Below are 23,416 nucleotides of genomic sequence, written 5' to 3' on the forward strand. Positions count from 1 at the left end.
TGGCATTCCTCCTGGAGGGTGTCATTACTTGGCTTAGACGCCTGTCCCATCAAGGTCGATGAAGCCAACAAGATCCAAGCTGCCTTCTCGCACCAAGACAACCGTGTCGACGTAGCGGCGGGAGGCTGGGAAAGTGCGAGCCTGCACGACTAGTTCGTTCGCGAGTTCGATAACGCCTGAGTCGCCAAGAACGTGGACGCCGCCCACGTGCTCGACGAGGAACCCCGAGCGCAACGCCTGCGTTGAGAGAGCTTGGTTGAGGGTCCTTGGTGTCTCGTTGCTGACATCGATCCGGCGGTACGGGTTAACCCGAAGGGGCCGGTCGCGTGTTGCAAGCATGTTCAGCACGCTGACCTCGTTGCCAATCTGGATGAGAAGCCGGTAGTTCGCGTTGCCTAGAACATCAAACGCCTCACCTGACCGGACTTCATCCGAGGTGATGTCTTGTCCGACCACCTGGCGGAGCGACTCATCGAGTGAGGCCGGTTCACTGAACTCGGTGATGATGTTCTCCGTGAAACCATTTGGACGGCGTTCTATGTGCGTCGTGGCACGGATGAAGTCCGGGATGGGTGACTCACCATAGTTGACCAGGTGAACGGAGGATCGTGTGACGTGGCGTGAGTACGGTGCCAGCGTCTCGAGGATCGCTTCCTGTGCCGAGTCGATCCACCCGTAACCGTCTCCGAATCCCACCTCGCGGGACAGCAAGCCAACCTCGCCAAGTGAGACCGCGAACTGTCCGTTTCCGGCGACGATCGCGGTCGCTGGAGCCGAGTGCACTTGAAGAAGCGGGGAGCCCTCGTCGTAGCGAGCGTCGAACTGCGTCTCGAAGACGCCGGCATCACTCGTCGTGAAGAGCCTGTTGCCGTACGCAACGGTGTCGGTGAGGTTGCCAGGCGTCGCCTCGATCGAAGCCTGCCGGAAGTCGGAGGCGTCGATCTCGACTATGACCTCTGCGGTCATTGTGAGCGGCGCAACGAACTCGCGCTTCACTGATGGGATGGCGAGTAGACCCTGAAACTCGTGAGAGGACTTCCGTTCGCTTCGGAACACAAGGTGGTCGGCCAAGACAGCATGGTGATGATCCCGTGCTTGCTCGACTCGCCTCCAAAGTGTGTGGATCGGGACGTAGAAGAGCTGCCCACGGCGGTCCCAAACGAGAAGATTCTCTCTATATAGCCAGGCGTCCTCCCATAGCCCGGGAATCCTCAAAGTGAGGCGACGGATGTCCATCACATCACCTGCTTGCGCAACTTCTTGGCGAGTGCATGTGACACCAAACCGCTGGCCTCCCAGTCCGCAATGACATCGGCCGGCGCGGTCTTGGTCGTTCCGGGGCTCCCCTTTCCAACTGGGTGACCGTGCCAATCGGCAGATCCCGCTTGCGGTGGCAAGAATCTGGCGAGAACCTCGCCCCTCGTGCCGAACGGCTGTGTAAGGTCAGCGGCTACCGCCCACACCTGCGATGGCGCGGCGACCTTCGCCGACTCCCTGGTCTCGGTGTCGCAAAAGACGTGGCACTCGACCTCATCTGCGATCGCCCAGATCGACTTCGTGTTCGACATCCCGCGGTCTCGATGGTGGGGATGGCTGAAGTAGTTGCGACCGTTGCAGGTCGTGAATCGCGAGCCAGGCGGATTGCTGAGGCGCAGGTGGGTCATGCCAAATCAGTACTCCTCGAGGAAGGACGCCATGCCCGCATCCAGTTCATGGAGGCTATCAGCCGGGCATCCCGCCACGCGGGTGAGAGCCGGTCGCGCTGCGCCGCTGCGACCTGAGCCATCATCAGAGTGTGGACGGAGATGAGGAACGGCTCCAGGTAGTGGCGGCTGCAGCGCGCGAAGTACTCGTTCAATCGCGATCGCACGTCGAGCGCACAATCAAGGGCCTCACGAACCGAATGCTGGCAGCCGAGTCGGCAACGGCATATGCCCAGGACTTGGACGCGGCATCGAACAGGCTGCACCATCGGGCCTTCGACGAGCGAGTTGAGTACGTGGAGACGACCAGCAACGCCCTCCGGTCACATCTGCGCGGCCTCGAGGTCGTGATGAATGCCGACACGCTCTACACGCTCCCCGCCACGCTGATAGCTCGCGGAATCGCCGAAGTGGCAGCAGGTTCCAGCTGGATGCTCGCCGATGTAGACGTCGACGAACGCGCCGCGCGCAGCTACGCCTCGCTCTTTCGAGGGCTAGAGAATCTCATCGCCACATCCGGTGCGCAGGTCGCTGAGCGCGCGACTCGAATCCGCGAGATGCTGATTGTCGAGCTTGCGGATCAGCAGGTGCGTGTCCAGCGCCGTGAGAAGCGGGGGAAGGCGCAAGACGACGTCGCTGTCGTCACGGTCGGCCGCTCCCACGCCAAGACGAGCTATCAATACTCGCAGCGTGTCCTAAGCGAGATTCCGGCCGTTGGTGCCCTCTACTCGTCACTTTCCGCGGTCGCCCATGGGGACTCCACCCACCTATCCGTTTCGTGGGATGCGCCCGACATTTACGTACGACGTATTGGGGTGGTTGTCCACCGTTCGGTTGAGGCTTGGTCTCGCGCAATCCACTCCTGGGTCGGCGCCGAGCACGAGCCTTTCGTCGATCAGCTTCATCTCGCTGAGTTGATCAATTCGATGGATCCCGAGCATCTGGCCGAGTTTCGGGCTGAAGGAGCGGCATTCGATACCAACCCCGAAGGGGTTGGCTGAGGTCAGAAGCGTGCCGACGTATGCCCGACAGCCGTGGACCATTACGCGGCAAACTATCGGCATCACCCGGGGATGTCGCGGTCGCAGGTGGTCGGGTTGGGGTGGGCCCCATCTAGGGTGGTCATCAGTGATCGGGTCCGAACGTCGGATGCTCGGGAATTTGGGGAACGACGGGGATGACCATGCGTGCTCTCGCTGCAAGCCTTCTGATCGCGATGACTCTGTCGCTCACTGCGTGTAGTGGGTCGGAGTCCGAGGCATTGCCGCCCGACCAGGCGCGGATGCCAGCGTCGTCCAAGGATCTCGAGGGTGAGATGTACACGGATGTGGTCGAAGCGCTCGAGGCGGCTGGGTTTACGAGCATCGAGACAAACGCCCTTGGTGACCTCATCACTGGCTGGCTAAACAAGCCCGAGGAGGTCGACGAGGTCGAGATCGGCGGCGTCGCGTCGTTCGAAAAGGGCGAGGTCTTTCAGCGCGACGTCAACATCGTGGTCAACTACCATTCCTTCCCCGACGAAGAGGAGCCTTCACCAGAAGCCTCAGATCCGGAAGACGCCGAGACCGCGACGGTTGATCTGCCGTATTGGTGTGAGGACGGCGGTGGATTCGGCAACGCAGCCCCGATCGAGCTCCGCTACACACAGGGAAACATTCCGGTCACCATCACGGTGGAACCACCGACCGCGCTTCCGGAGGGAAGCAATCCCGAGGCGAACGCGGTGTTCACGGTAACGATCGCGAACCTATCGGAGGACCGAACCTGGGACCCTTCTTTGTTTGCTCTGGCAGTTCCGGCGACCGACATGGACACTTCCGTGATCAACTACGGCGAATGGCCAACCGGCTACGGCGCTGAGGACGTCGCGCCTGGACAATCGCACACCTTCACGGACGAGTGGAACGTCGCCGACCTTGACGACGTCCGGTACGAGTTGCGCGTCGATGGGCTTGCTGGCGACACCGTCTGCTTCGCGAGGTAGACCGTGGCTGCCGCGCGATCTCGTCGGCTCAGACAGTCGCACGGCGCAGCCGCCCAGTGGACAAGTCGTGGCACGATTGCGCGATCGAATCGTGGACATTTCGCCCCGGCCCCCCGCGGAGTATGGCGAGCATCCTGGACATCTCTAAGCGGTTCCTACACTTGGCCATTCGGCCAAGTGCGGTGGATGGATTTGGCATCGACGTGATCGGGCGGCTCATCTCCGTCGACCCGGTCTGGCGTGGGGTCGCGGTCAGAGTGGGCTGTTCACATCCAACACGCGAGAATATTTCTGCACATGGATCGCGCGATTGTCGGAGGCGCTGACTAAGATGGGAGTCATGGCAGAGTTTGCTTCTGATCGCCGGACCGGCCGGGTGATGCTCGGCACGGTCCGAGTTGCGCGTGGGTGGACGCAGGGTGCGTTGTCCGAAGCCACGGGGATCTCGCAAGCGGTGCTGTCGAAGGCGGAATCCGGGCTGGTGGAGTTGGACCCCGACCGCCTGGAGAAGCTGAGCGGTGTGCTGCGTGTTCCACCGGTGCTGCTGACGGTCCCGGTGGATGAGGGAGCGGCGCCGTATGTGTTCCATCGCAAGCGCTCCACGTTGCCCCTGTCGGTGGCGAACCGGTTGCGGGCAGAACTGGAATTGCTGCACTTGCAAGTGACGGGGCTCGTCGCGGGAGACACGCCGGTGCGGCTGGTGCGGCACCCGCTTCCGCCCGATGGCTTCGATACTCCGGAGGAGATCGCGCAGGAGGTGCGTGCGTCGATCGGTATCGCGTCCGGTCCGCTGGAAGACCTCGTGCGCTCGCTGGAGGATGCCGGGGTTGTGGTGGTGAAGCGATCGTTGGGGTCGGAGCGGATCGATGCGATGGTGAGCTGGCCGGAAGGACAGCGACCAGTGGTGCTGCTGGGAGATCACATTCCGCCGGATCGGCAGCGGTTCTCGCTGGCGCATGAGCTTGCGCACGCGGTGATGCATCAGGTGCCGTCGGAGACGCAGGAGTCTGAGGCGGATCGGTTCGCGGCGGAGTTCTTGATGCCGGCGCAGGATGTGCGCATGGATCTGGCGGCGGCACCGGTGACGATCCCGGGCTTGGCACGGTTGAAGTCGAAGTGGCGGGTGTCGATCGCGGCGCTGCTGCGGCGTGCGGTGGATCTGGATGTGATCAGCGAGGGCCGTTACCGGCAGTTGAACATCGAGCTCTCCCGCGCCGGATATCGGAGCGTAGAGCCGGTAGCGATCGCCGAGGAACATCCTGGTCTGATCGACCGGGTGGTGCAGCAGCGGCTGAATGAGGGTGAGAGCGTCGCAGAGCTCGCGCGCGACGCGTTCCTGGTTCAGGACGAGTTCGAAGACCTTTACGTGAGGAGCGCAGCATGACCGATCGGGCCAACATCGAGGTGGTCGACAGCTCTCTGGTTTCGCGGACGACGCGTGAGTCGCTCGCCGGTGCCACGCTGGTCGAGCGCACTTTGGGCGGGCGAGTGTTCACGATGGCTGGCGGTGAGACGATGCAGACCGCCCCGCACGTGAACATGGAACACGGCGGCATGGTGTTGTCGGGGCCGACGGCTCTTCAGACCGCCTGGCGCCTGCGGGCGCGGCATCAGGATTTGGTTTTCCTTATCGAGCCGACTTCGGTGCTCGCTCCGGCGACGGCCGAGCGCCCGTTGATTATCGATGAACCGGTGGATGCGCTCATCGCGCCCACGGTGGAGGAGACTCTCCAGGCGCAGCGCGATGCAGGCGCGGCGGTCGCGGTGATCCCAGCGGGGTTTGTGGACGTCGCAGACCCGGGGGCGCTTAAGGCGGTCCTCGCGGCTGCGGACAATATCGACCGCGACGACGTGATCCTCCCGTTGGCCGTCCATCAGAAGTGGTCGACGCCGGATCACATCTCGCAGTTGATCGCGGTCGCCGCGCGGAGCCGTCATCCGGTGGCGTTGGCGCTGGGAGCGAAGGCGGGTGATCCTCTGAATCTCAAGGGGGCGCCGGAGTCGTATCGCCGGTTCTTCGGCGAGGTGAAGGGTGCGGTGCCGTGGCGGGCGGACTTCGCTGGCATCGATGCGTTCGCGTCCGGCGCTCGCGCGGCCGTGATCGGGCAGATCCCGAGCCTGCGGCGCCTGCCGGTGCCGGGCAGCCGACCGTACTCGAGTCGCCCTGGTGATCGCACGCCGCACGTGCTGATGCCGGAGCTGATGCGATTCGCCCGGTCCAGCGAGATGCACCTGAAGTGGTTCGCCAGCGCGACTCCGTGGCCGTGCCCGTGTCGCCACTGTGAGGGACGCGCGGTGGACTCGTTCACCGGCTCCGATGAGGATCGGCTCCGGGCTCACCTGCACAATCTGGCCGCGCTGGACGAGATCGCAGGTATCGTCACCTCGATGGGGACCTCTCAAGTGGCACGGTGGTGGAATCAGCGTCTGGCGGAGGCTGAAGCGGAGCATGTTCGGCTCGCCCAGCACACGGGTGTCATGATCTCGATGCCGCCGACACTTGCCCGGTGGCGGTCGCTGAGCTGAGCGCCTGGCCGTAGATGCGCTCAGCGAACAGCCAGGAGGCGCCAGTGAACCGGGCGGGCTGGAAGGGCGCCGACGCGGCGACGGTCCGCTCGCCGTTGGCGTCGGCCACCGTAACGCCGACACCGTAGAAGGTTGCTTCGAGCAACAATATCTCGTCGAGCCGTCCAGAGGGGACGACGAGTCGACGACGCCCGTAGGGGGCGAATGTCGTCGCCAACTGCAGGGTGCTGCGACGGAACGGGCCGAACACCGATATCAGCCGCACCGTCACGGGAGGCTCCGCTCTTCGGATGAGAGTGGACTGGCTGCGGGCGACGGCGCGCTCTTCGGCGAACCCGCAGCGGACGGCTCGCCGAGCCAGGCGCCGCTCGTACGCATCGAGGCCCGCGAGGGCGGTGGGCTGATCGACGGGGAGCGTCAGCAGGAACCGCAGAGTGTCCAGGTCTTGTACAGACCCCGCCGCGTTTGTGGCGCGGCGGCGCTGGATCTCCGGGAGGTGAAGCTCGAGGTCGACGTGGACGCGATGGGCACCGGTTTGCCAACTCACCCCGGACGTCCCGGCGACGGTCGTGGAGGGGCTAGCTGTCATAGGGGCCTCCGATGCCCAGGGTGTCAGTCACCTCGGACGTGAGTTGAGATGCCGCCTGCCATACGAGATGGTCGCGACGCTGGTAGGCGAGGGTGCGTTCTCCCTCGAGATGGCCCACGACCTCGATGAGGCCGGCGCGTTTGAGTCGTGCGAGCATGCCGTGCACGATGCTCCCGGCCAGGCCCGTGGCCCGTTCGATGGCGGGAGCGTTGAACGTTGCGTCCGGTGCCTGCGAGATCTGCCACATCACGGAAAGCATGTGCTCGCTGCCGAAGACCGCCTTCGACAGCTCGGCCGCGCGGGCAAGGGTTGGCACCTACCCAGTCTAGATCAAATTCAAGATTCATGAAACATGGAGAACGCACCAGTGTGTGCTCTGGACGCCGCACCTTGCGAATTCGGCAGCGGTGGCACGTGGTGGCGCGACGCACGTCGAACACGTCGCTCACCGGTCGTCGCGACCGAGCTGTGGGTCGATCCGGGGCGCCGTGGGTTAGCTGGCGGCTCGATGCTGCGGGATCTCGGGCGCAGCTTCGGCGTACTCGCGGGCGGCGCGCATGTAGGGGTTGTCGCGGACCTGGTACAGCGTGGTCTTCTCCCCGGGCACACGGCCCAGGTACTCGATGAAATGCCTGGACTTCAGCCTCTTGATGAGCGGGTGGATGATCCCGCCGGGCAGTCCGGTGGCGTCGATGATCTGCTTCGGGGAGAACGGTTCATCGCCGTGCCGGGTGATCTCGACCAGCACGGTGTGCATGTAGCTGTTCCCGAAGAGCGCTTTGGAGTCTTCGGGGGCAATCGGGTGGATCGCCGTCATGCTCCGAGTGTCTCATATGCGTCGGACGCCGCCGACTGGTCGGCGGAGGTTTGTTGTGTATCTGACAGGCGCAACATCGAGCTTGGTAGTGAATGTGACATTTACTAGTGATTAGCTGTTTAGTGATTTAGTACAAAGCTGCTCACTTCTTTCTGTGGCGTCGGTGAGTTCCGCTGCGCGGTCGCGGGGCAACAGCATGTGTTCATGCGCACGCACCGCTGTCAGGTTCCGACCGGGGACACGGGCGATGGTGAGCTGCGGGCCGGGGAGCCGGGTCGGGGATGATCGCGGTGGCGTCGACGATCCGGATCCGTATGATGCAGGATCACGTCGACGTCGTTTCGCTGCCGGATGCCCGGTTGGGGGTGTTCGCGGCGGCGGTGCCGTGGCGTGAGTTCCGCTGGTACCGCAAGCAGCGTCACTTCTCCGGCTCGTACTGGTCCGCGACGATGCAGGCGCCCGTGGGGTACGAGTCGCGGCTGGAGTACGCGAACCTGCTGCTGTGCGACTTCGACCCGCGAGTGGACTGGATCCTGTCCCAGCCGTTCCTGATGGAGGGCGACGATCACGGCACGACCCGCAGGCACATCCCGGACTATCTGATCTCGCACACAGACCGGTTGGTGTGCGTTGTCGATGTGAAGCCGGCGGCGAAGCTGCAGGTCCCGGCGGTGCGGGACTCGCTGGACTGGACGCGGCGGGAGGTCGAGGCGCATGGCTGGGAGTACCGGGTGTGCTCCGAGCCCGATCCGGTGCTGCTGGCGAATGTGCAGTTCCTCGCCGGGTACCGGCGCAGCTTCCAGTTCGATCCCGGGCAGGTCGATGCCGCGGCGACCGTGCTGGGAGCCGCTGTGACGTTCGGGGAAGCGGTGCGTGCCGTGACTCCGATCGCGGGAGAGCAGCGGTTCGCCCGTTCCCTCGTGCTGCACCTGCTGTGGACACAGCGTTTGCGCACGGACCTGTCCCACCTGTTGAGCACGACGAGCGTATTGGAGCTGACATGAGCGCACGAGACGACCTTCGACCTGGCACTCCCTCCCTGCTCTTCGAGGAGGCTGGCCCGGAGCGGTCGACGAGATCGGAGCGCGACCGCGAGGCCGACACGGCGCGAGCATGCGAGGCGCTGGGCATCCCCGTGGCCCTGCCGGTGCCCCCGCAGTCACCGAGAGCGGACAAGGAAGCGGCAGCCCAGCTGCTGCGCGCCGTTGAGGAGTACCTGCGGCAAGTGCTCGGTACGCGCGTCGTGCAGCCACCGGCGCGGCATCTTCGCGTGACGGCGGAGAGCGGCTCATCCCTCCGTGACACGGCCTGAGTCCCGGCACCCGATCCCCGACTACTCACTTTGAGAGGAAGCATGATGATGGATAGCTGGATGCTGCGACCTGGGATGGACTTCGTCTACGACGGGGAGGCGTGCACGGTCGCGGAGATCGCTGACGGGGCGGTGATCATCCGCGACCGCACGGGCCGGCACCGCCGACTCCGGATGGTCGACGTGCTGCGCCCCGCCGCCGAGGGCGGCAAGGCCCACATCCCTGGCCACACGCGGGAAAGGGATGCTACTCCGCTGGGGGTGCTGTGGGCGGACGCTACCGACTCCGCGAAGGCACGCACCATGGAGCGCGCCGACCACGTCCGCGAGGTGCTCACCGGATACAAGTCCGGCACTCCGCAGATCCCGCGGGAGGGTGAGCCGCGCCTGGAATACCACCCGCAGCACAGTCTGCGACAGCGGACTGCGGCGAAGGCGACCGAACTCGGGAAGGGCGAACGGACCGTGCGCCGCTGGGTGGCGCAGTACCGGGAGTCCGGGGAGGCGGGCCTGATGGACTACCGGTCCTCCCAAGCCGGAAACGCGCTGACCGGGTTCGACCCGCGGTGGATCGCTACCGCGCAGACGGTCCTGGATGAGCAGACCCCCGAAGCGAAGGTCTCCAAGAAGATCATCATCGACCGGATCAATGCACGCACCGAGCGCGTCCACGGCCCGGGGACAGTGAAGCGCCCCTCGCGCGCGAGCGCGTACAACGCGCTGGCTGAGCTGGATCGAGGCCGGGCCACATTCACCGGCCCCACCAAACGCAAACGGTCGACCGCGAACCGACCCTCCGCACCCTACGGGCGGTTGTCGGCGGTCCGGCCGGGCGAGTACGTGCTGATGGACACCACGCCGCTGAACGTGTTCGCCGTCGCCCCGGTGACCGGGAAATGGGTGTCAGCGGATCTCACGATCGCGATGGACCTGTACTCGCGGTGCATCCTCGGACTGCGGCTCACGCCGGGTTCGACGAAATCGATCGACGTCACCGGCGTGCTGATGGAGGCGCTGCAACCGTTTGATACGCCCACGGATTGGGGCACGTCCGCTCGCTGGCCGTACCACGGTCTGCCCGACACGCTGCTGGTAGACCCGACCCGTACGAAGGTGTCCCGGTTCACCCGCGCCGGCATCCTGCCGGAGACGCTGGTCGTCGACCACGGCGCCGCCTACCTGTCGGAGCATCTCACCAGCGGGTGCGCCCGGTTGGGGATCTCGATCCAACCCGCCCGGATCTACCAGCCCACCGACAAGAGCCCCGTGGAACGATTCTTCCGCACCCTCGACGACCTGCTGCAAGAGCTGCCCGGCTACAAGGGCGCGGACGTCGCCGGACGCGGCGAGGACCCCGAAGCAGAGGCCGTCTACACGGTGCCGCAGCTGGAGCAGATCATCCGGGAATGGGTAGCCACCGTCTACCACCTTCGTCCCCACAGTTCGTTGGAGGATCCAAACCTGCCCGGGGTAAAGCTCAGCCCCGCGCAACGATACGAACAGGGCCTGGCTGTCGCGGGACAGCTGCGTCTGCCCACCGACCGGAACGTGCTGCTGGAGCTGCTGCCGGTGGTGAAGCGGCAGTTCAACCACTACGGGGTGGAGATCCACAAACTCCGCTACACCGGCGAGTCGGTCGCGAAGTACCGCAACCGGGCCCGGTCGATCCACCGCGACAAGGGTACGGAGTGGCCATTCTTCGTCAACCCCGACGACCTCACCAGAATCTACTTCCACGACCCCGAGGACCACACCTGGCACACCCTCGAATGGGAGCACAAGGGCAGCTTCGACACCCCGTTCAGCCTGGACGCGTTGGAGTACGCGAAGAAGATCGCAATCCGGCAGGGTCGCCCCTCCCAGGTTGACGACGTCGCCGCGCAGCTGCTGGAGGACTGGGGCGCCGGCCGTGGTCTGACGCCATCGGAGCGGCGGATGAGCGCCCGGATGGCCGCACAGCTGAACGACAAGGAACCGGACCCGGACGGGGTGTGGTCGCTACGCACCGTGCAACGGATGCTCGACGCGGAACTGACCGCCTCGTCTGATCTCGGAACCGAGCTCACCGGCTCCGTCCGCGACCCGCGCCGACGCGTCGACACGCCCGAGACCGGTGATGATGACGACGAGGACGACATCGACGAGCCCACCATCCGCGGCGACTACCACTTCGAACCGATGGAGATGCTCCGATGACCAGCCCGACGAGCGCCCCGCAGCAGCCGCCCCGCCAACGGAGCCTCTCCACCTACGAGGGCTGGACAGACTTCGCCGAACGGCCTCCCCGCGCTCGCCCTGAGGAGCTCTCGCGCGCCCAGCTGGAGTCGTTGCCTGCTCGCGATCGCGTCGTCTACGACTTGGAGCGGCGGGTGTGGCACGCGAACATCCTGCTGCGCACACGGCAGGTAGAGGACATCGAACTGCAGCTGGCGGACATCCTCGACTCCAACCTGCAGGACTCCGACCGGGTGAAGTCAGCCGCAGCGATCGACGCCCCGCCGGCGCTCGGGAAGTCGACCGTGGTGAACAACTTCGGCCGCGTGTTCCACCAGCAGCGGATCGCGGAGGCCGGGGGATGGCTGGACGCGGACAGGGACGTGCGGCACCTGCCGGTGTGTCATGTGACGCTGACGGGGCGGCTGACGATCAAGGGCCTGCACATGATGATCCTCGGCTTCTACGCCCACCCCGCCACCGCCGGCATCCTGCACCGCTCCATGGCCGGCCGGGACCTGGCCCGGGCGGCGGCGGAGTGCATCGAACGGCATGACACCCGGCTGGTGATCGTTGACGACCTGCACTTCTTGAACATGCGCACCCGCGACGGGGTCGAAGTCGCCAACCAGCTGAAGTGGCTCGCAAACGAATACAACGCGACGTTCTTGTTCGCCGGCGTCGCCCTCCGCGCCCGCGGCCTGGTGGGTGAAGGGGAGACCGGCCGGGAGGCGGCGATGGCGCAGACCTTCCGCCGATGGACCGTCCTCGGGCTCAGCCCCTTCACGCTTACCCACAAGAGGGGCAGGGAGGAGTGGGACCGGCTGCTATTCGGCGTCGAACAAGCTCTCGTCCTCACCGGTGCTCGCCCCGGGATGCTGGTCGACCTGTCCCGGTACCTGTTCGCCCGCACCACCGGCAACATCGGATCCCTCATGGACCTGATCCGTCGCGGCGCGTCCCGCGCGATCCGCACAGGGCGGGAGGTCATCGATCGGGAACTGCTCGACGACATCCGCATCGATGAGGGCGCGGAGACGGAGCGCCGCGAGCTTGAGGCGAAGCTGGATCAGCAGCTGCGAAACCACCAGGCACGCCGCCGCAAGAACCAGGACGGCGAGGCGGCCGCCGCATGACCACGACGTCGACGATTTCCTATGAGGTGCGGGTGCTGCCGTTTCGGGTGCGGCCGCTGCCTGATGAGCCGTTCGACTCTTGGCTGGAGAAGATGGCGGCCACCTATGGGGCGACGATGAACGAGATGGCCTGCGCGCTCGGCCTCATCGAGCAGCAGGAGGGTGTGGCGGTGTCGGCGACCGCGTGGATGGCGGACAGTTGGGCCACCGCGCTGACTGATGAGCAGGCGTCGCGGCTCGAGGCGTCGACGGGCATTCCGGCGGATCAGTTCCAGGAGATGACGAGAATGCGGTTCGCGCACCATGCGATCCGGTACACCCGGCGGGGGCGGATCAGTTCGCAATGCCCGGCGGCGGGGACCGCGGGACGCTACTGCCCGGAGTGCCTGGTCGATTCGGGTGGCCGGTGGCGGATGTCGTGGCAGTTCCCGTTCGGGTTCGCCAGTTTTCGCCACCGCCGCCTGCTCGTGGACCGGTGCCCCGTGTGTGATCGTCCTGCCCGGTACCGTGCCCACCCGCTCGCGCTTGTTCCCGTTCCTGGCCGGTGCCACAATCCCGTCCAAGGGCCGGGACGGGGCCCGCAAGCGAACCGGTGTCGGGCCGACCTCACGGCCGACCCGACCCGCACTCCAGTGTCGCGGGCGGTCCTGGATGCGCAGCGGGCGTTGATGCGGATCGTTTCCACCGGCGGGGCAGGGTTCGGGATCTATGCGGAGGCGCCGCAGCCGGCGGTCGCGGTGCTGGAAGACACTCGGTTGCTGTCCCGTACCGCCCGGCACGCGATTGCCGCCGGCGATCGCCTCGACATCAGTCCGCTTGGTGAGGAGCTCGTGGCGCTGTTTAGGGCGAGCGAGGATTGGACGACGGCAGTACGGGCACGACCGGATTCTGCCGTCGGGGCCGCCGTCGGCACCACCCTCGCCGTCACCGCACTGGCGAAGCCGGGCAGTGTCGCCGCGCTGCTGCAGGGGCGGCTGGCTCAGAGTTCGTCGTACACGGCGCACACGCCGCAACTGCAGACCCTGATCGCGGCCGCGCTGGGGCGTCGTCGCCGGCCGACGGTGTTCCTGCAGTCCGCACCACCGTCAGGGGTCAGCCCGGTCGAACGAGCGCGAAAGGTACCGGCACAGTTGTGGGGCGAGTGGATCACCCGGTACGCGCCGCAACGGGTCGGCAGTGAGGTGGTGGCGTCGGCGTTGGCGGCGGCGGTGGTGTTCACGGGCACGAGGCTCACACACTCCGCCGCTCTTGCATTGCTCGATCCGCAGGCGCCGGCCCGCCAGGTGACCCATGTGATGCGTGACCTCGGTCGCAGCTCTCATGACGTGGGCACCCTGCACGCGATCCTCCGGCTGGCCGCGTTCCTCGATACGCATGACGTGCCCGTTGACTACGCCCGACGTCGCGCCCTCGACTACAGCGGGATCCTCCTCGAATCCCAGTGGCAGGAGGTGTGCCGGGTGGCGGGGGTATCGGCTGGGGGTGGACGACGATGGCGTTTGGCCCGGGCGCTCCTGCACCGGACACTGTCGGGGAATCCGATCCATTCGATCCCGCCGGAGTGGGATCAGGCAGGGGTGACCGCGCCGGCCGTCGCCCGCTTCGCCGATGGACTGCCGTCAGCGGTGCGGACGGGACTCGACCAGCTCGCCGCGGACTTCCTTCTCGTCAACGGCATCGATGAGCCCGTCACATGGACACCCGAGCCTTCGGACGGTGTCCCGGACGCGCCTGCGGCGTGGGCGCGGAGCCGCCCAGCACGATCAACGGCCGCGGACGTGATGCCTCCCGATGTGTTAGCGCGGGCGTATGCGGCGGGGGCGTCGACGTACGAGATCGCCGCGGACGTGAACGTGTCCCGGCAGACCGTGGGCCGCATCCTCGCCGACACGGGCACCAAGTCGCGTCGCGGACGACCCCCCACCTTCACCCTCGATTCCGATTGGCTACGCGACCACTATGAGACGCAAGGGAGGACTATGGCACAGATCGCGCACCTTGCCGGATGCAGCGAGATGACCATCAACCGGCACCTGCACGCCGCCGGCATCACCGTCCGCCCCCGCGGGAAAGCAGGGACGTCATGACAACTGAGAAGCGAACCTCCCGTCGGCTGCAGCAAGCCGCCAGGGAACGCATGAAGGCGACCGGAGAGAAGTACACCACGGCACTGCAAGCACTCATCGATGCGGCGCCGTTGCCGAGCACATCCTCGCCGACCGCCCCACGCGAGACACTGACATCCTCCCCTGGCGAGGATCATCCTTCTGACGACGCCCGCGCCCCTGGCTGGGCTCGGCGGCGGTATATCTGGGATGACCGCTGAGGGGAGCTGCAGGGTGGTGTCGAACGACGGTGAAGTGTACGAGAAGCCGTGGTCGGCACCGCACCTCGTGCCGCTGTTCACTGAACTCACCGCTGATGAGACAGCGCCGGTGTGGGCGCGCCGCGCCGTGAGGTTCATCCACCGCCACACCCGCGAGCGTGGTCAGCCGCCGACCTTCCGTGAGGTGTTCGCGGAGCTCGCCGCCCACGACCCCGACGCCGCGGAGCGTCAGGAGGCGTGGTCTTCGGCGTCGGTGCGGTACCTGACGATGGTGCACTGGCGGCGTCGCGGATGGATCCGCTTCCGACGGGAACCGCGTACCCTCCGATCAGGTCCCGCGGCAGGCGAACTGTTTACACTCGGGCCCACGCGGTATACGCCGACGCGGAAGTCCCGCGCCTAGACAGTCCCCGGGGGCGAGTCGGGGTGGGCGGAGTCGAACGCGCCGAGGAGTTCTTCCAGCGCGACCCGTAGCTCGTTGTAGCCCATCGTGTAGAACAGCGCGTCGGAGTTTGAGGTTTCGCTGCCGTCGAGGTCGGTAATGGTCTGGCGGGCCTCACGGATTGCGATGTCGAGCCATGGTTCGGCGTCTGGGAGGCCGCGGATCCACGCGTCGATTTCGGTGAAGGGGACGGGCGTGTAGCCGTGGGCGTCGACGCCGACGTGGAACTGGTGCCCGTTCGGTCCGTGGTCGCGGGCGTGGGTGTAGGAGTGGGATCCCGTCGTCCCAGCGCGGTCGATGGGTGGTGTGCCGATCCGACTCCTGCGAGTCGCCCTTGTATGGGTAGTGAGAAGCGAGGATCCGATACCCGCGTCGGGTGCCTTCGATGACCTCCGGCAGAATCGTCCAACCGGCCGCTTCGTAGAGCGCCGCGAACCGTTCGATCGCCTTCTTCGACTGCGTCGCCGGTGACACCCGGTCGTGGTTTCCGGGGACCAGGAATCGGCGGCCGTGCAGTTGCGCGGTGATACCGATCGATTCCTCGATCGGGCCGAGCGCGACATCTCCGAGGTGGAGCACCACCTCTGTCGGACTGACCGTTTCGTTCCAGCGGCGGATGAGTTCAGCGTTCATCTCGTCGACCGTTGCGAACGGGCGATCCGCGAGTTCGCTGATCCGCGCGTGGCTGAAGTGGGTGTCCGCGGTGACGAAGTCGACCTGGTCGAAGTCGAACCGCGGATACAGGTTCACGACGACGCCCCTCTCGCAGGTGATCGGTGTCTCGCATGATCTGGTGTCTCTAGCGTGCCAGTAGGCGACGACAGGTATCGCTAGAGCTCGTCGAGATCGATCCCGAACTTCCGAGCGACATCGGCGAGCGGGACGTCCGGGCTGTCGGCGGGACGTTCCCGGGCGATGCGGGCGATCTCCTCCGCCTCGGCCGCGTCCTCCACCGCGGCGATCGCCGCCAGCTGCTCGACCAGCACCTCGACGGGCGTATCGTCGGCGGTCGCGCGGCGTCGGATCTCGGCGGCGGCGTGGCCGAGGGTGTACATCCGCTCCCACGGGTGGTCGCCGTGCCGGTCGATGGCGACAGTGTCGCGAGTGTAGCTGCGCTCGTCGCCGGGGACGAGCCAACTTTCGGTGCCGTCCGAGGTGCGGAAGAAGTCGACGTAGCAGTTCCCGCACGGCATCCGGTACACGCCTGGCTCGGTAGGTGCGGATTCGCTGCTCCGCGCGATCATGTCGCGGATGATCTGTTCCCAGTCGGTGTGGTCGTCTGTGTGCGGCACGGTGGTTCCCCTTCCAGCAGAACAGAGCAGTCTGTCATGCCGATGACGCGGTGTCCACGGCATCGGGGATCAGAGCCCGTCCACGTCGGGGTGTCCTCGAGGTGGTCTGGGATGGTGCCACACGAGCGCTAATCGAGGACAGCGGCCTGGTCGATCGCCAGGTTGATGGTGGTTTGCGCTGTGTGCCATGGAATGCGTTCTTGTTCGAGGCGGAGCGGCGGCTGTCCAGCGTCGAGATATTCCAGCGCGGCACGTTCATCTTGCGTGAGGACTGGTTCGGGTGGGTCTACGCGACCGCTCGGGTCGGCGTTCGCGAGTGGTTCGAACTCCCGGACAGTGTCGGCGTGCATGAGTAGGGAGGCGATCTCGGGCACCCTAGCCCGGGCACGCGACAGCAGTGTGATCCCGGCTCGATCGAGGTCTCCCCAGTACCAGGTGCGTGCGGACCGCAGCCATGGGAGCGCGTCGAGCACGTCGAGAAAGTTGCCAAGCGAATGAATCACTACAAGCCCTGCTCGGTCCTCTATTGGCGTCGCGGCCTCCTTGTTCTCGATGATCAGGACGTCATCGGGGGTGAGGGGGAGGCCGGCGACTTCTTCGACGGGTGCTCGGAGTTGGCGGATGCCGCCCACGAGTCGGCGGTCGGCGGGGTCGGCGAGGATGACGTCGACGTGGTTCGGCAGTCGCCGCAGTCCGAGTAGATCGAGGTCGTTGATGTCGAGTTCAGGGTCGACGGCTTCTGCGCCAAGATCAGCCACCCGGTTGGGGATGTCGGTTCGAAGCAGGCAGATGACGATCGCCTTGTGCCGTCCCAGCCACTTGGTGTGGAGACCTGTGACAGGGACTTGGCGGGCGGTGAGCCCGGATGCGGGGTTGTTGCGGAACCATTCCACGACGCGCAGGAGCAGTTCGAAGTCGTAATCGTCGAGGTCGACAATGCGGGGCAGGATCGGCCGCAGCTGGTCGGTGGAGACGTCGAGGTCTGCCAGTTGGGGGTAGCGGGAAATCGCGGTCTGCCAGTGGTTAGCGGTCGCGGGGTCGAGTCCAGCGAGCGCTGTTGGCCCAGGGATGTCGATGTGTGTGTAGACGACCTGAGCGCCAGCGGCCGTGCGGACGGTCGCGGTTCGCAGGCTGGTAGCGGGGTGCAGGTCGTGCCAGGCACGCCACGCATGTAGCCACGTCCGGACGGCCTCTTCTTGTGCGGGGATGGTTGACGCGGTGGGTGGCTGGAGGGGGAAGGTGATCTGTTCAGGGGAGGATTGTGTGAGCCAGGCGCGCCAGGACGACTTGTAGCGGGTGGTGATAAGACGTTCAACGTCTGCGGGGCTCCTCACGCGGCTTCCTCGATACTGAGCGCTTCGCTGATCGTCATCTCGAAGATGCGCACGCCCTGCGGGTTGGCTGGGTCGGAGTTGATGTATGCGACGGTTTCCACGTGGGACTCGAACGCCGTTGCCTTCTCACGCGGCGCGCCGATGATGAGCTGGAACCCGAGCGCGGACAAGGCGGCGAGGGCCCGTCCGGTGTAGTCGCTATCGGCTTTGACAAATCCTTCATCGAGCACGATCGACGCGTAGGTGGGAGGGGCGTCCGTTCCTTCGCCCAGCCGATATCTCAGGGCTGCGCCGAGGATGAATGCGATGAGTTCCTGCCCCTCCCCGCCGCTCATCCCGGAGACACCGTCGTGCACGATTTCGACGCCGTCGGCTCTCTTCTCGATTGCCTTGAACTCGACGTGTTCGCGCGCGTCGAATACGCGGCGACGCCAGCTCTCGCCGGTTCGGGTGAGGTCGTCGAGGAGGGCCAGTTTGCGGCGCAGCCGGTTGAAGTCGCGTTCGATCTTCTCCGCGTCGCGTTCGATGGATTGGTGGAGGGTGTTGCTGGTGTACTCCGAGATCGTGGAGCGGAACTCGTTGAGCTCACCGCTGGGTTTGTCGGAGACGTCGATCGTGAGGGTGGAGTCGACGCGGAACGCCACACGCTCGAGAACCCTATCGATGGGGGCGAGGCCTCGGACGATTGAGCGGCGATCGTCATCGATCTGGACGAGAAGTCCTCGCAGCTGTGTGTTCATGTCCTGGTCGACCTGCTCGAGCCAGCGTTGCTTGGTGCGGGGGAGGTCATCGGTGAGCAGCTGGTCGTGAATGGAGAGCAGCGCCGGCAGGCTGTCGATGCTCTCGTCGATTTCCCTCTGGTTTCGATCCTCCAGGCCGCGGAATGCACGGATGGTGGCGAGGACAGCGGTCTCGAGTGCTTCGCGTTCCTTCCTGAGTGAGACGAGCTGGTTCTGCAGATCCGTGGCCGCTTGCCCGTAGCTGGCTTCGATTGCCGCACGGAGCGCGCGACCCGTCGCCGTCGTGACATCGACGGGAGGTGCGAGGAATCCGAGTGTGCCGGTGGCCTCGCGTTCGTCGGCGTCCAACACGGCGGAGTCGTCGATGAGAAGAGATGACTCGTCTTCCAGGTCGACCAGCACTCCCCACGCTGCGTTCAGAGTCGTGAGCTTCGTCTCGATCTCGCGTGCGTGCAGCTCCGACTCGGTCATTTCTGTTCGCGCGTCGTCCAGTTGCTTCTGGAGTTCGGTGACTTCGGGGGTGTTGGCCTCGGCGATCTCCTCTTGGAGCTGTCGCACCTGGTCGGCTGCAGGTGCCGTATCGATGGATGACCAGTCGAGTTCTTCGAGGAGTGTCGTGAGGCGCTGTGCCCGATCGCGTGCGTCGTCGCGTGTGGCTTGAGCGGTGTTGGACGCGGCGTCAGCGGGTGCCAGTTCCGCGGTAAGCGACGCGAGGTTCTGCTCAAGGTCGCGGCGTAGATCGGCGGTGTCCCAGCCGATGAACGAGTACCTCTGTACCGAGTCGTCCTTCGCGAACCGTCCGAATGCTGCGGTGCGCATCCCTGCGCGGGTGACGGCGCCGTTGAGGTGTGACGCACGTTTGGTGTCCAGATCCGAGTCGCGTTCCACGAGCTGGTAGGAGAATCGGTCGACGAGCTCGTTGAGTACCCACGGGGCGAACGGTGAGTCCGCCAGTTCGACAATCGCCGGTACGGTGCCGGGTACCGGCTCGCGCTGAGAGCCCTGTTCGCGAACGGGAACGAGCGACACGTGCATCCGGGTGTCATGCTCATTGATGAATCGCCGAACGGTGATGAAGTGTTCCTGATCGACGACGAGATCCTTGGCGACGCCGCGCAGAACACTGAAGACGGCAGCCTCCCATGATTGGTGCTCGGCCTTGATCTGGATGAGTTCACCGAAGAAATGCAGCCGGTCCAGCGGCACGTTGGTAGCTGCGGCGATGTCGGCGCGCAGCTGAGCCGCCTCGGGAGAGATGTTGGATCGTCGGGAGCTGAGTTGATGCAGCTCGTGTGCGACCGACTTCCGTTGTCCGGCGATCATGCCCGCGCGGAGCACCGCAGCCTTGGCCTCGGCGTCAAGAGCGATCTGTTGGGTCTCCAGTTGGGTGCGCATATCGCTGAGGTCGTCCTGCAGAAGCAACAGATCACCCTGCGAGGCGGGCAGGGTGCGGTCGAACTCAGATAGGCGACGGGAGACGGCTGCGCGGTGAATGCCGATCCGGTCCAGGTTGTGCTGGGCGGTGTCGAGTTGGACCTTGAGGAGGGGTGCTTTGTCTCCGCCGGCCGAGGTGAGGCTGAGCAGGAGGTTGTCGAACGTTGTCTTCGCGTGTGTCCTTCGCGTGTTCGCTGCCTGCAGATCTTCGTTGGTCTCTGCCGTCGTCAGGCGATTGTCATCGATCCGTGCGCGCAACCAGTCGAGGAGCTTGTGGGCGTGCCAGATCCGTAGGCGCGCGGGGGTCCCTTCGGCCCGCTCCAAGAGGAGTGAAGTCTTGCGTGTGTGGTCTTTGCCCGCGTGCTGGTACTTCTCGGCGAGCTGAGGGAGGCGGGTGAGGGTCTCCAGCTGGCGTCGGGTGGCTTCGTACTCGTCATACAGACGTGACGCCTCTCGGTACGCCTCGAGCGCGGTTCCCCACCGGTCGAGCGCGAGCGGCTCGGTGAGCACAAACTCCTTGAACAGCGCGTTGATGTTGAAAATGCCTTTGGAGGCCTGGGCGCGGCGCAGCAGGTGCATGGCAAGGCGCTGGGATTCGTCGGACTTGCCCATCTCCATCACGGAGCGCATCTTCGCGTGGATCTTGCTCTGTGAGGAATCGACGAGATCACCGCGGCTGGTGTCGATCAGGCCGCTGAGCGTCGTCTTGGTCAGGGGCGATGAGCCGGAGCGGACACCGGTGAGCCCGTTCAGGCGGTCCAGGTCGAAGTCGCCGGAGACGAACCCGTAGATCGTATTCGCGTTGATCGCGTCGGCGCCGGTGGTGTCGCTGGCAACCCATGCGAGTCGAAACACCGTGACCCGTCGGCCATCGTCATGAGCCCACGTGATCGCAGCGCCGCTGGCGAACCCGTTTGTGCCGGGTGGACGCACGTAGGTGGTTGTGCCGGAGCGTCGGTTCTCGTCACGCCGCCGGTCAGTGAGCCCACGCGCGTACGTGTATACGGTGCGCTCGCGCTTCTGGCCTTTGTCGTCGCGTGCGGCCTGGTTGAACTCTTGCGGGTTGGGAAGGATGACCGAGGCCATCGCATCGAGCAGGGTGGACTTGCCGCGTCCGGACGGTCCGAGGATCGCGGTGCCGGCACGTTCGACATGCATGACCTGTAGGTCGGAGTATCCGCCCCAGTTCAGGACCTGGACCTTCTCGATGCGGAACTGCCCATTGATTAGCATCAGGACTCCTCGTCAAGGAGCTGGGCTGAGTTTTCGGTGCCATTCCCGTCATTTGCGGTGGCGCCTGCCCCGAGCCGGTATGCCGCTTCCAGCCGCGTCAGTTCATCGACACCGACAAGAGGTACCACGACTGGCGAGATCGTGTAGAGGTAGTCGGCGTCAGGGTCCTGGTTGAGCAGCCGCAGATCCTGCAGCTGCCGGATGGCGGCGGTGACGCGACGATCGAACTTCGCCTGGTCGCCGTCGTCATCCTGGCGGTAGGCGCTAAGGAACTCGTCGATCTGAGCCCGGGTGACCACGACGAGCTCGTCCTGGGGGTCGGCGTGGGCGCACTCCTGGCAGAGAAAGATGAGCAGGAACGAGGCGTCGCGACTGAGCGGGCGATCTTTGCGGAGGATGCGGGGAGTGTCCTCCTCCATGATCTGCCGTTTGAATGCGACGCCGTGGTCGTGGTCGATCTCCAGTGTCAGGTAGAGATCTGCGAGGCGGCCGCGGATCTCTTCTTCATACCCACGCAGGATGTCCCACACGGCGCGATTCCTCGTCCGGGTGATGAACCGGTTCGTGAGAAGCACGACGAGCGCGCGGCGGGCACCGTCAGGGAAATCCTCGGGGGCGTCAGGCGCTAGCTCTCCTGTATCGGTGGTGCCGTGTCCGTCGCTCATTCGTGCTCACCGATCATGATGGGTGTGTCGAAGCGTAGATGGGGGAGCGCGACGTGGAGTGCACGTTCCTGCGCGGGCTGGAGTGCGACGCGATCTCTGATGTGGTCTGATACCTGGCCGTAGGTGATGGCTAGATCAAGGAGGGAGACGAGTGCTCCCAGCCGTCGGAAGTCTGGCGGCGTCGCGTCGAAGACTTCGCTGCCGGTCACCGCACCGCGCTCACGGATCAGCCGGTTCACGGTCCGGGCGACGACTCTCGGGCTCGTCCCAGCCGCCAGCCGCAACGCCTCACGATCCGCAGTCGGGAGGTCTGCGTGCGGCGAGATCGCGCGGACCTGAACCTCTTGAGGTCCCCGGTCGATCCAAAACTGGGTCTGGGAGATGTCGGTGGTGTCGATCGTTCCGATGCCGAGCACGTCGCTGTCGATCACCGCGGGGCCGGGGTGCCGTTCGACCCATTCGGCGCCGGCGCTGAGCGCCCGGTCAGCGAGGGCGAGGAGGCGCCGGTGCTTCTCGTGTGTGCTCCTGGTGAGGAAGCGCCGCAGTGACGAGGTCCATTTGACGTAGCTCTGCTGTACGCGAAGTTGCGCGGCGAGCAGGGTCGAGAACATCGTCTCGAGCTGCGCCCGCTCGGTCACAGTCATGTGCTCGCGGGCGAACTCCTGGGAGAGGATCTGATCGATGTCGTCCGGGATGGATTGGGCCTGCTTGGACGTCAACAGCCTCGAAAACCCTTGGTAGGAGCGGCCCTCGGGGGTGTCGCCGAGGAGGTCGTGCTCGTGGAGGTAGTCCTCGACGAGCTCTGCTTTGGTAGGACCGTCGGCCATCGCTCGTCGGGCGACTCGCTGGTGACGGTCCTCGACAAGGGTGCGCAGTTGCCGGAAGTCCGCAGGCAGCGTGCGGGTCATCGCCAAGATCTCACGCAGCTGCTGTTGCTGCTCCTCCACGGTAGACAGCCGGGTCCGACCAGACTTGATGTCGTCCCGCTGCTTCTTGAGCCGGGAGATCTCCCGATCGATCCGACGAACCTGCACGCGCCGGTCGGGGTTGGTCATATCCGCGAGCGTGTGGACGGCATGCGCGATGCTCTCTAACCGAGCCGTGGTGACAGTGGTTTCACCGTCGACGATCTCACGGACGAACTGCAGGGCTCGCAGCGAGTAGGCGGAGAGCCGGTATCGCAGGCGGCCAGCGTCCATCTCCGTTTCCAGCCACCGGTCCTCGACCCACTTTTTACAGTGCTCGGCGGGAGTACGATCTCCCGTCATGCTCGGCAAGGCGTCGATGGTCTCAGCGACCCGCTCATGGAACCACTCCGCGGAGACGGAACCATCGATGGTCCCCAGGTGGGTGGCGAACAGCGGCAGGACCCAGTCGCGACTGTATGCGCCGAGAAGACGAAGAGTCGGGTTGGTGTCGACGGCTTCAGCCAACTGCTGTGGTGTTGCTGTCAACGGGTCCCCCCTGCCGGCCTCAGGTGTCGCCAGTATCTCCTATACCGACGACACGGTGCCGCTTTGGCGGGCGGACGGGGGCTCGAGGAGGGCGAGGATGCGTGCGCCTGGGCACCCTCATCCGCCAGATGCCCTCGGCGGTATGTGGTCGGGGTCGGCAGCCCGGGGTACGTAGCGTTCTTGTCGAGGCCGGGGTCTCCTCCCACCCGAACGAC

The 23,416-nt window shown here is 65.5% G+C and carries 21 protein-coding genes; 10 read left to right on the forward strand and 11 right to left on the reverse strand.

What is annotated here, in order from left to right:
* Positions 1 to 33: 33 nt before the first annotated feature.
* Both ACGG9C_RS10930 and ACGG9C_RS10935 read right to left on the reverse strand, forming a co-directional pair.
* Complete coding sequence (locus ACGG9C_RS10930; RefSeq protein WP_390178649.1) at positions 34 to 1,236, reverse strand: hypothetical protein; 1,203 nt, start codon at positions 1,234 to 1,236, stop codon at positions 34 to 36.
* Positions 1,236 to 1,664 carry a hypothetical protein gene (locus ACGG9C_RS10935; protein ID WP_375237097.1) on the reverse strand — a complete coding sequence of 143 codons (429 nt, stop codon included), beginning with the start codon at positions 1,662 to 1,664 and terminating at the stop codon, positions 1,236 to 1,238. The genes ACGG9C_RS10930 and ACGG9C_RS10935 overlap by 1 nt, the downstream gene beginning before the upstream one ends.
* 131 nt (positions 1,665 to 1,795) lie before the next feature.
* Between ACGG9C_RS10935 and ACGG9C_RS10940 the strand changes: the two genes are divergently transcribed.
* The 4 genes from ACGG9C_RS10940 to ACGG9C_RS10955 all read left to right on the forward strand — a co-directional run bounded on the left by ACGG9C_RS10940 (position 1,796) and on the right by ACGG9C_RS10955 (position 6,213).
* Positions 1,796 to 2,704, forward strand: a complete 909-nt coding sequence (locus ACGG9C_RS10940; RefSeq protein WP_390178650.1) for a hypothetical protein — start codon at positions 1,796 to 1,798, stop codon at positions 2,702 to 2,704.
* 215 nt (positions 2,705 to 2,919) lie between these two features.
* Complete coding sequence (locus ACGG9C_RS10945) at positions 2,920 to 3,687, forward strand: hypothetical protein (RefSeq protein WP_390178651.1); 768 nt, start codon at positions 2,920 to 2,922, stop codon at positions 3,685 to 3,687.
* A 340-nt stretch (positions 3,688 to 4,027) separates the two neighbouring features.
* Positions 4,028 to 5,071 (forward strand): ImmA/IrrE family metallo-endopeptidase, encoded by a 1,044-nt coding sequence (locus ACGG9C_RS10950; protein WP_171024262.1) that lies wholly within the window; start codon positions 4,028 to 4,030, stop codon positions 5,069 to 5,071.
* On the forward strand, positions 5,068 to 6,213 hold the full coding sequence (locus ACGG9C_RS10955) for a hypothetical protein (RefSeq protein ID WP_138174616.1): 1,146 nt from the start codon (positions 5,068 to 5,070) through the stop codon (positions 6,211 to 6,213). The genes ACGG9C_RS10950 and ACGG9C_RS10955 overlap by 4 nt, the downstream gene beginning before the upstream one ends.
* Here the strand turns inward: ACGG9C_RS10955 and ACGG9C_RS10960 are convergent.
* The 3 genes from ACGG9C_RS10960 to ACGG9C_RS10970 all read right to left on the reverse strand — a co-directional run bounded on the left by ACGG9C_RS10960 (position 6,164) and on the right by ACGG9C_RS10970 (position 7,619).
* Positions 6,164 to 6,760 carry a hypothetical protein gene (locus tag ACGG9C_RS10960; protein WP_138174614.1) on the reverse strand — a complete coding sequence of 199 codons (597 nt, stop codon included), beginning with the start codon at positions 6,758 to 6,760 and terminating at the stop codon, positions 6,164 to 6,166. The two genes, ACGG9C_RS10955 and ACGG9C_RS10960, sit on opposite strands and share 50 nt — an antisense overlap.
* 31 nt (positions 6,761 to 6,791) lie before the next feature.
* Entirely contained in the window at positions 6,792 to 7,118 is a 327-nt protein-coding gene (locus ACGG9C_RS10965; RefSeq protein WP_138174612.1) for a helix-turn-helix domain-containing protein, read from the reverse strand.
* Between the two features lie 177 nt (positions 7,119 to 7,295).
* Positions 7,296 to 7,619, reverse strand: coding sequence for a hypothetical protein (locus ACGG9C_RS10970; protein ID WP_138174610.1), 324 nt, complete (start codon positions 7,617 to 7,619; stop codon positions 7,296 to 7,298).
* A gap of 314 nt (positions 7,620 to 7,933) precedes the next feature.
* Between ACGG9C_RS10970 and ACGG9C_RS10975 the strand changes: the two genes are divergently transcribed.
* From ACGG9C_RS10975 to ACGG9C_RS11000, 6 genes are all read left to right on the forward strand, one after another.
* Positions 7,934 to 8,623 carry a TnsA-like heteromeric transposase endonuclease subunit gene (locus ACGG9C_RS10975; RefSeq protein WP_228480874.1) on the forward strand — a complete coding sequence of 230 codons (690 nt, stop codon included), beginning with the start codon at positions 7,934 to 7,936 and terminating at the stop codon, positions 8,621 to 8,623.
* Positions 8,620 to 8,931 (forward strand): hypothetical protein, encoded by a 312-nt coding sequence (locus ACGG9C_RS10980; protein ID WP_138174608.1) that lies wholly within the window; start codon positions 8,620 to 8,622, stop codon positions 8,929 to 8,931. The genes ACGG9C_RS10975 and ACGG9C_RS10980 overlap by 4 nt, the downstream gene beginning before the upstream one ends.
* A 60-nt stretch (positions 8,932 to 8,991) precedes the next feature.
* The gene (locus ACGG9C_RS10985; RefSeq protein ID WP_390178652.1) at positions 8,992 to 11,127 is read left to right on the forward strand and encodes an integrase; all 2,136 of its coding nucleotides are present in this window, start codon (positions 8,992 to 8,994) and stop codon (positions 11,125 to 11,127) included.
* Complete coding sequence (locus ACGG9C_RS10990) at positions 11,124 to 12,281, forward strand: AAA family ATPase (RefSeq protein ID WP_138174604.1); 1,158 nt, start codon at positions 11,124 to 11,126, stop codon at positions 12,279 to 12,281. The genes ACGG9C_RS10985 and ACGG9C_RS10990 overlap by 4 nt, the downstream gene beginning before the upstream one ends.
* Positions 12,278 to 14,368, forward strand: coding sequence for a TniQ family protein (locus ACGG9C_RS10995; RefSeq protein ID WP_390178653.1), 2,091 nt, complete (start codon positions 12,278 to 12,280; stop codon positions 14,366 to 14,368). Before ACGG9C_RS10990 ends, ACGG9C_RS10995 begins: the two co-directional genes overlap by 4 nt.
* Positions 14,369 to 14,620: 252 nt before the next feature.
* A complete protein-coding gene (locus tag ACGG9C_RS11000) occupies positions 14,621 to 15,010 on the forward strand; it encodes a hypothetical protein (RefSeq protein WP_175987719.1) in 390 nt (129 codons plus the stop codon).
* A gap of 153 nt (positions 15,011 to 15,163) precedes the next feature.
* On the opposite strand, the gene ACGG9C_RS11005 is transcribed toward ACGG9C_RS11000, so the two are convergent.
* The 6 genes from ACGG9C_RS11005 to ACGG9C_RS11030 form a co-directional block, all read right to left on the reverse strand.
* The gene (locus tag ACGG9C_RS11005; RefSeq protein WP_171024259.1) at positions 15,164 to 15,799 is read right to left on the reverse strand and encodes a metallophosphoesterase; all 636 of its coding nucleotides are present in this window, start codon (positions 15,797 to 15,799) and stop codon (positions 15,164 to 15,166) included.
* A gap of 80 nt (positions 15,800 to 15,879) precedes the next feature.
* Entirely contained in the window at positions 15,880 to 16,341 is a 462-nt protein-coding gene (locus ACGG9C_RS11010) for a zinc ABC transporter ATPase (protein ID WP_138174597.1), read from the reverse strand.
* A gap of 128 nt (positions 16,342 to 16,469) precedes the next feature.
* On the reverse strand, positions 16,470 to 17,675 hold the full coding sequence (locus tag ACGG9C_RS11015; protein ID WP_138174595.1) for a Wadjet anti-phage system protein JetD domain-containing protein: 1,206 nt from the start codon (positions 17,673 to 17,675) through the stop codon (positions 16,470 to 16,472).
* Positions 17,672 to 21,082 (reverse strand): ATP-binding protein, encoded by a 3,411-nt coding sequence (locus ACGG9C_RS11020; RefSeq protein WP_138174593.1) that lies wholly within the window; start codon positions 21,080 to 21,082, stop codon positions 17,672 to 17,674. The genes ACGG9C_RS11015 and ACGG9C_RS11020 overlap by 4 nt, the downstream gene beginning before the upstream one ends.
* Entirely contained in the window at positions 21,082 to 21,747 is a 666-nt protein-coding gene (locus ACGG9C_RS11025) for a DUF4194 domain-containing protein (RefSeq protein ID WP_138174591.1), read from the reverse strand. The genes ACGG9C_RS11020 and ACGG9C_RS11025 overlap by 1 nt, the downstream gene beginning before the upstream one ends.
* Positions 21,744 to 23,180: a DUF3375 family protein gene (locus tag ACGG9C_RS11030; RefSeq protein ID WP_171024258.1), complete on the reverse strand. Its 1,437-nt coding sequence runs from the start codon at positions 23,178 to 23,180 to the stop codon at positions 21,744 to 21,746. Before ACGG9C_RS11030 ends, ACGG9C_RS11025 begins: the two co-directional genes overlap by 4 nt.
* Positions 23,181 to 23,416: the final 236 nt, after the last annotated feature.

This window comes from Microbacterium sp. MTN4-26, from assembly GCF_042846595.1.
In the GTDB taxonomy this organism is placed as follows: domain Bacteria; phylum Actinomycetota; class Actinomycetes; order Actinomycetales; family Microbacteriaceae; genus Microbacterium; species Microbacterium luteum.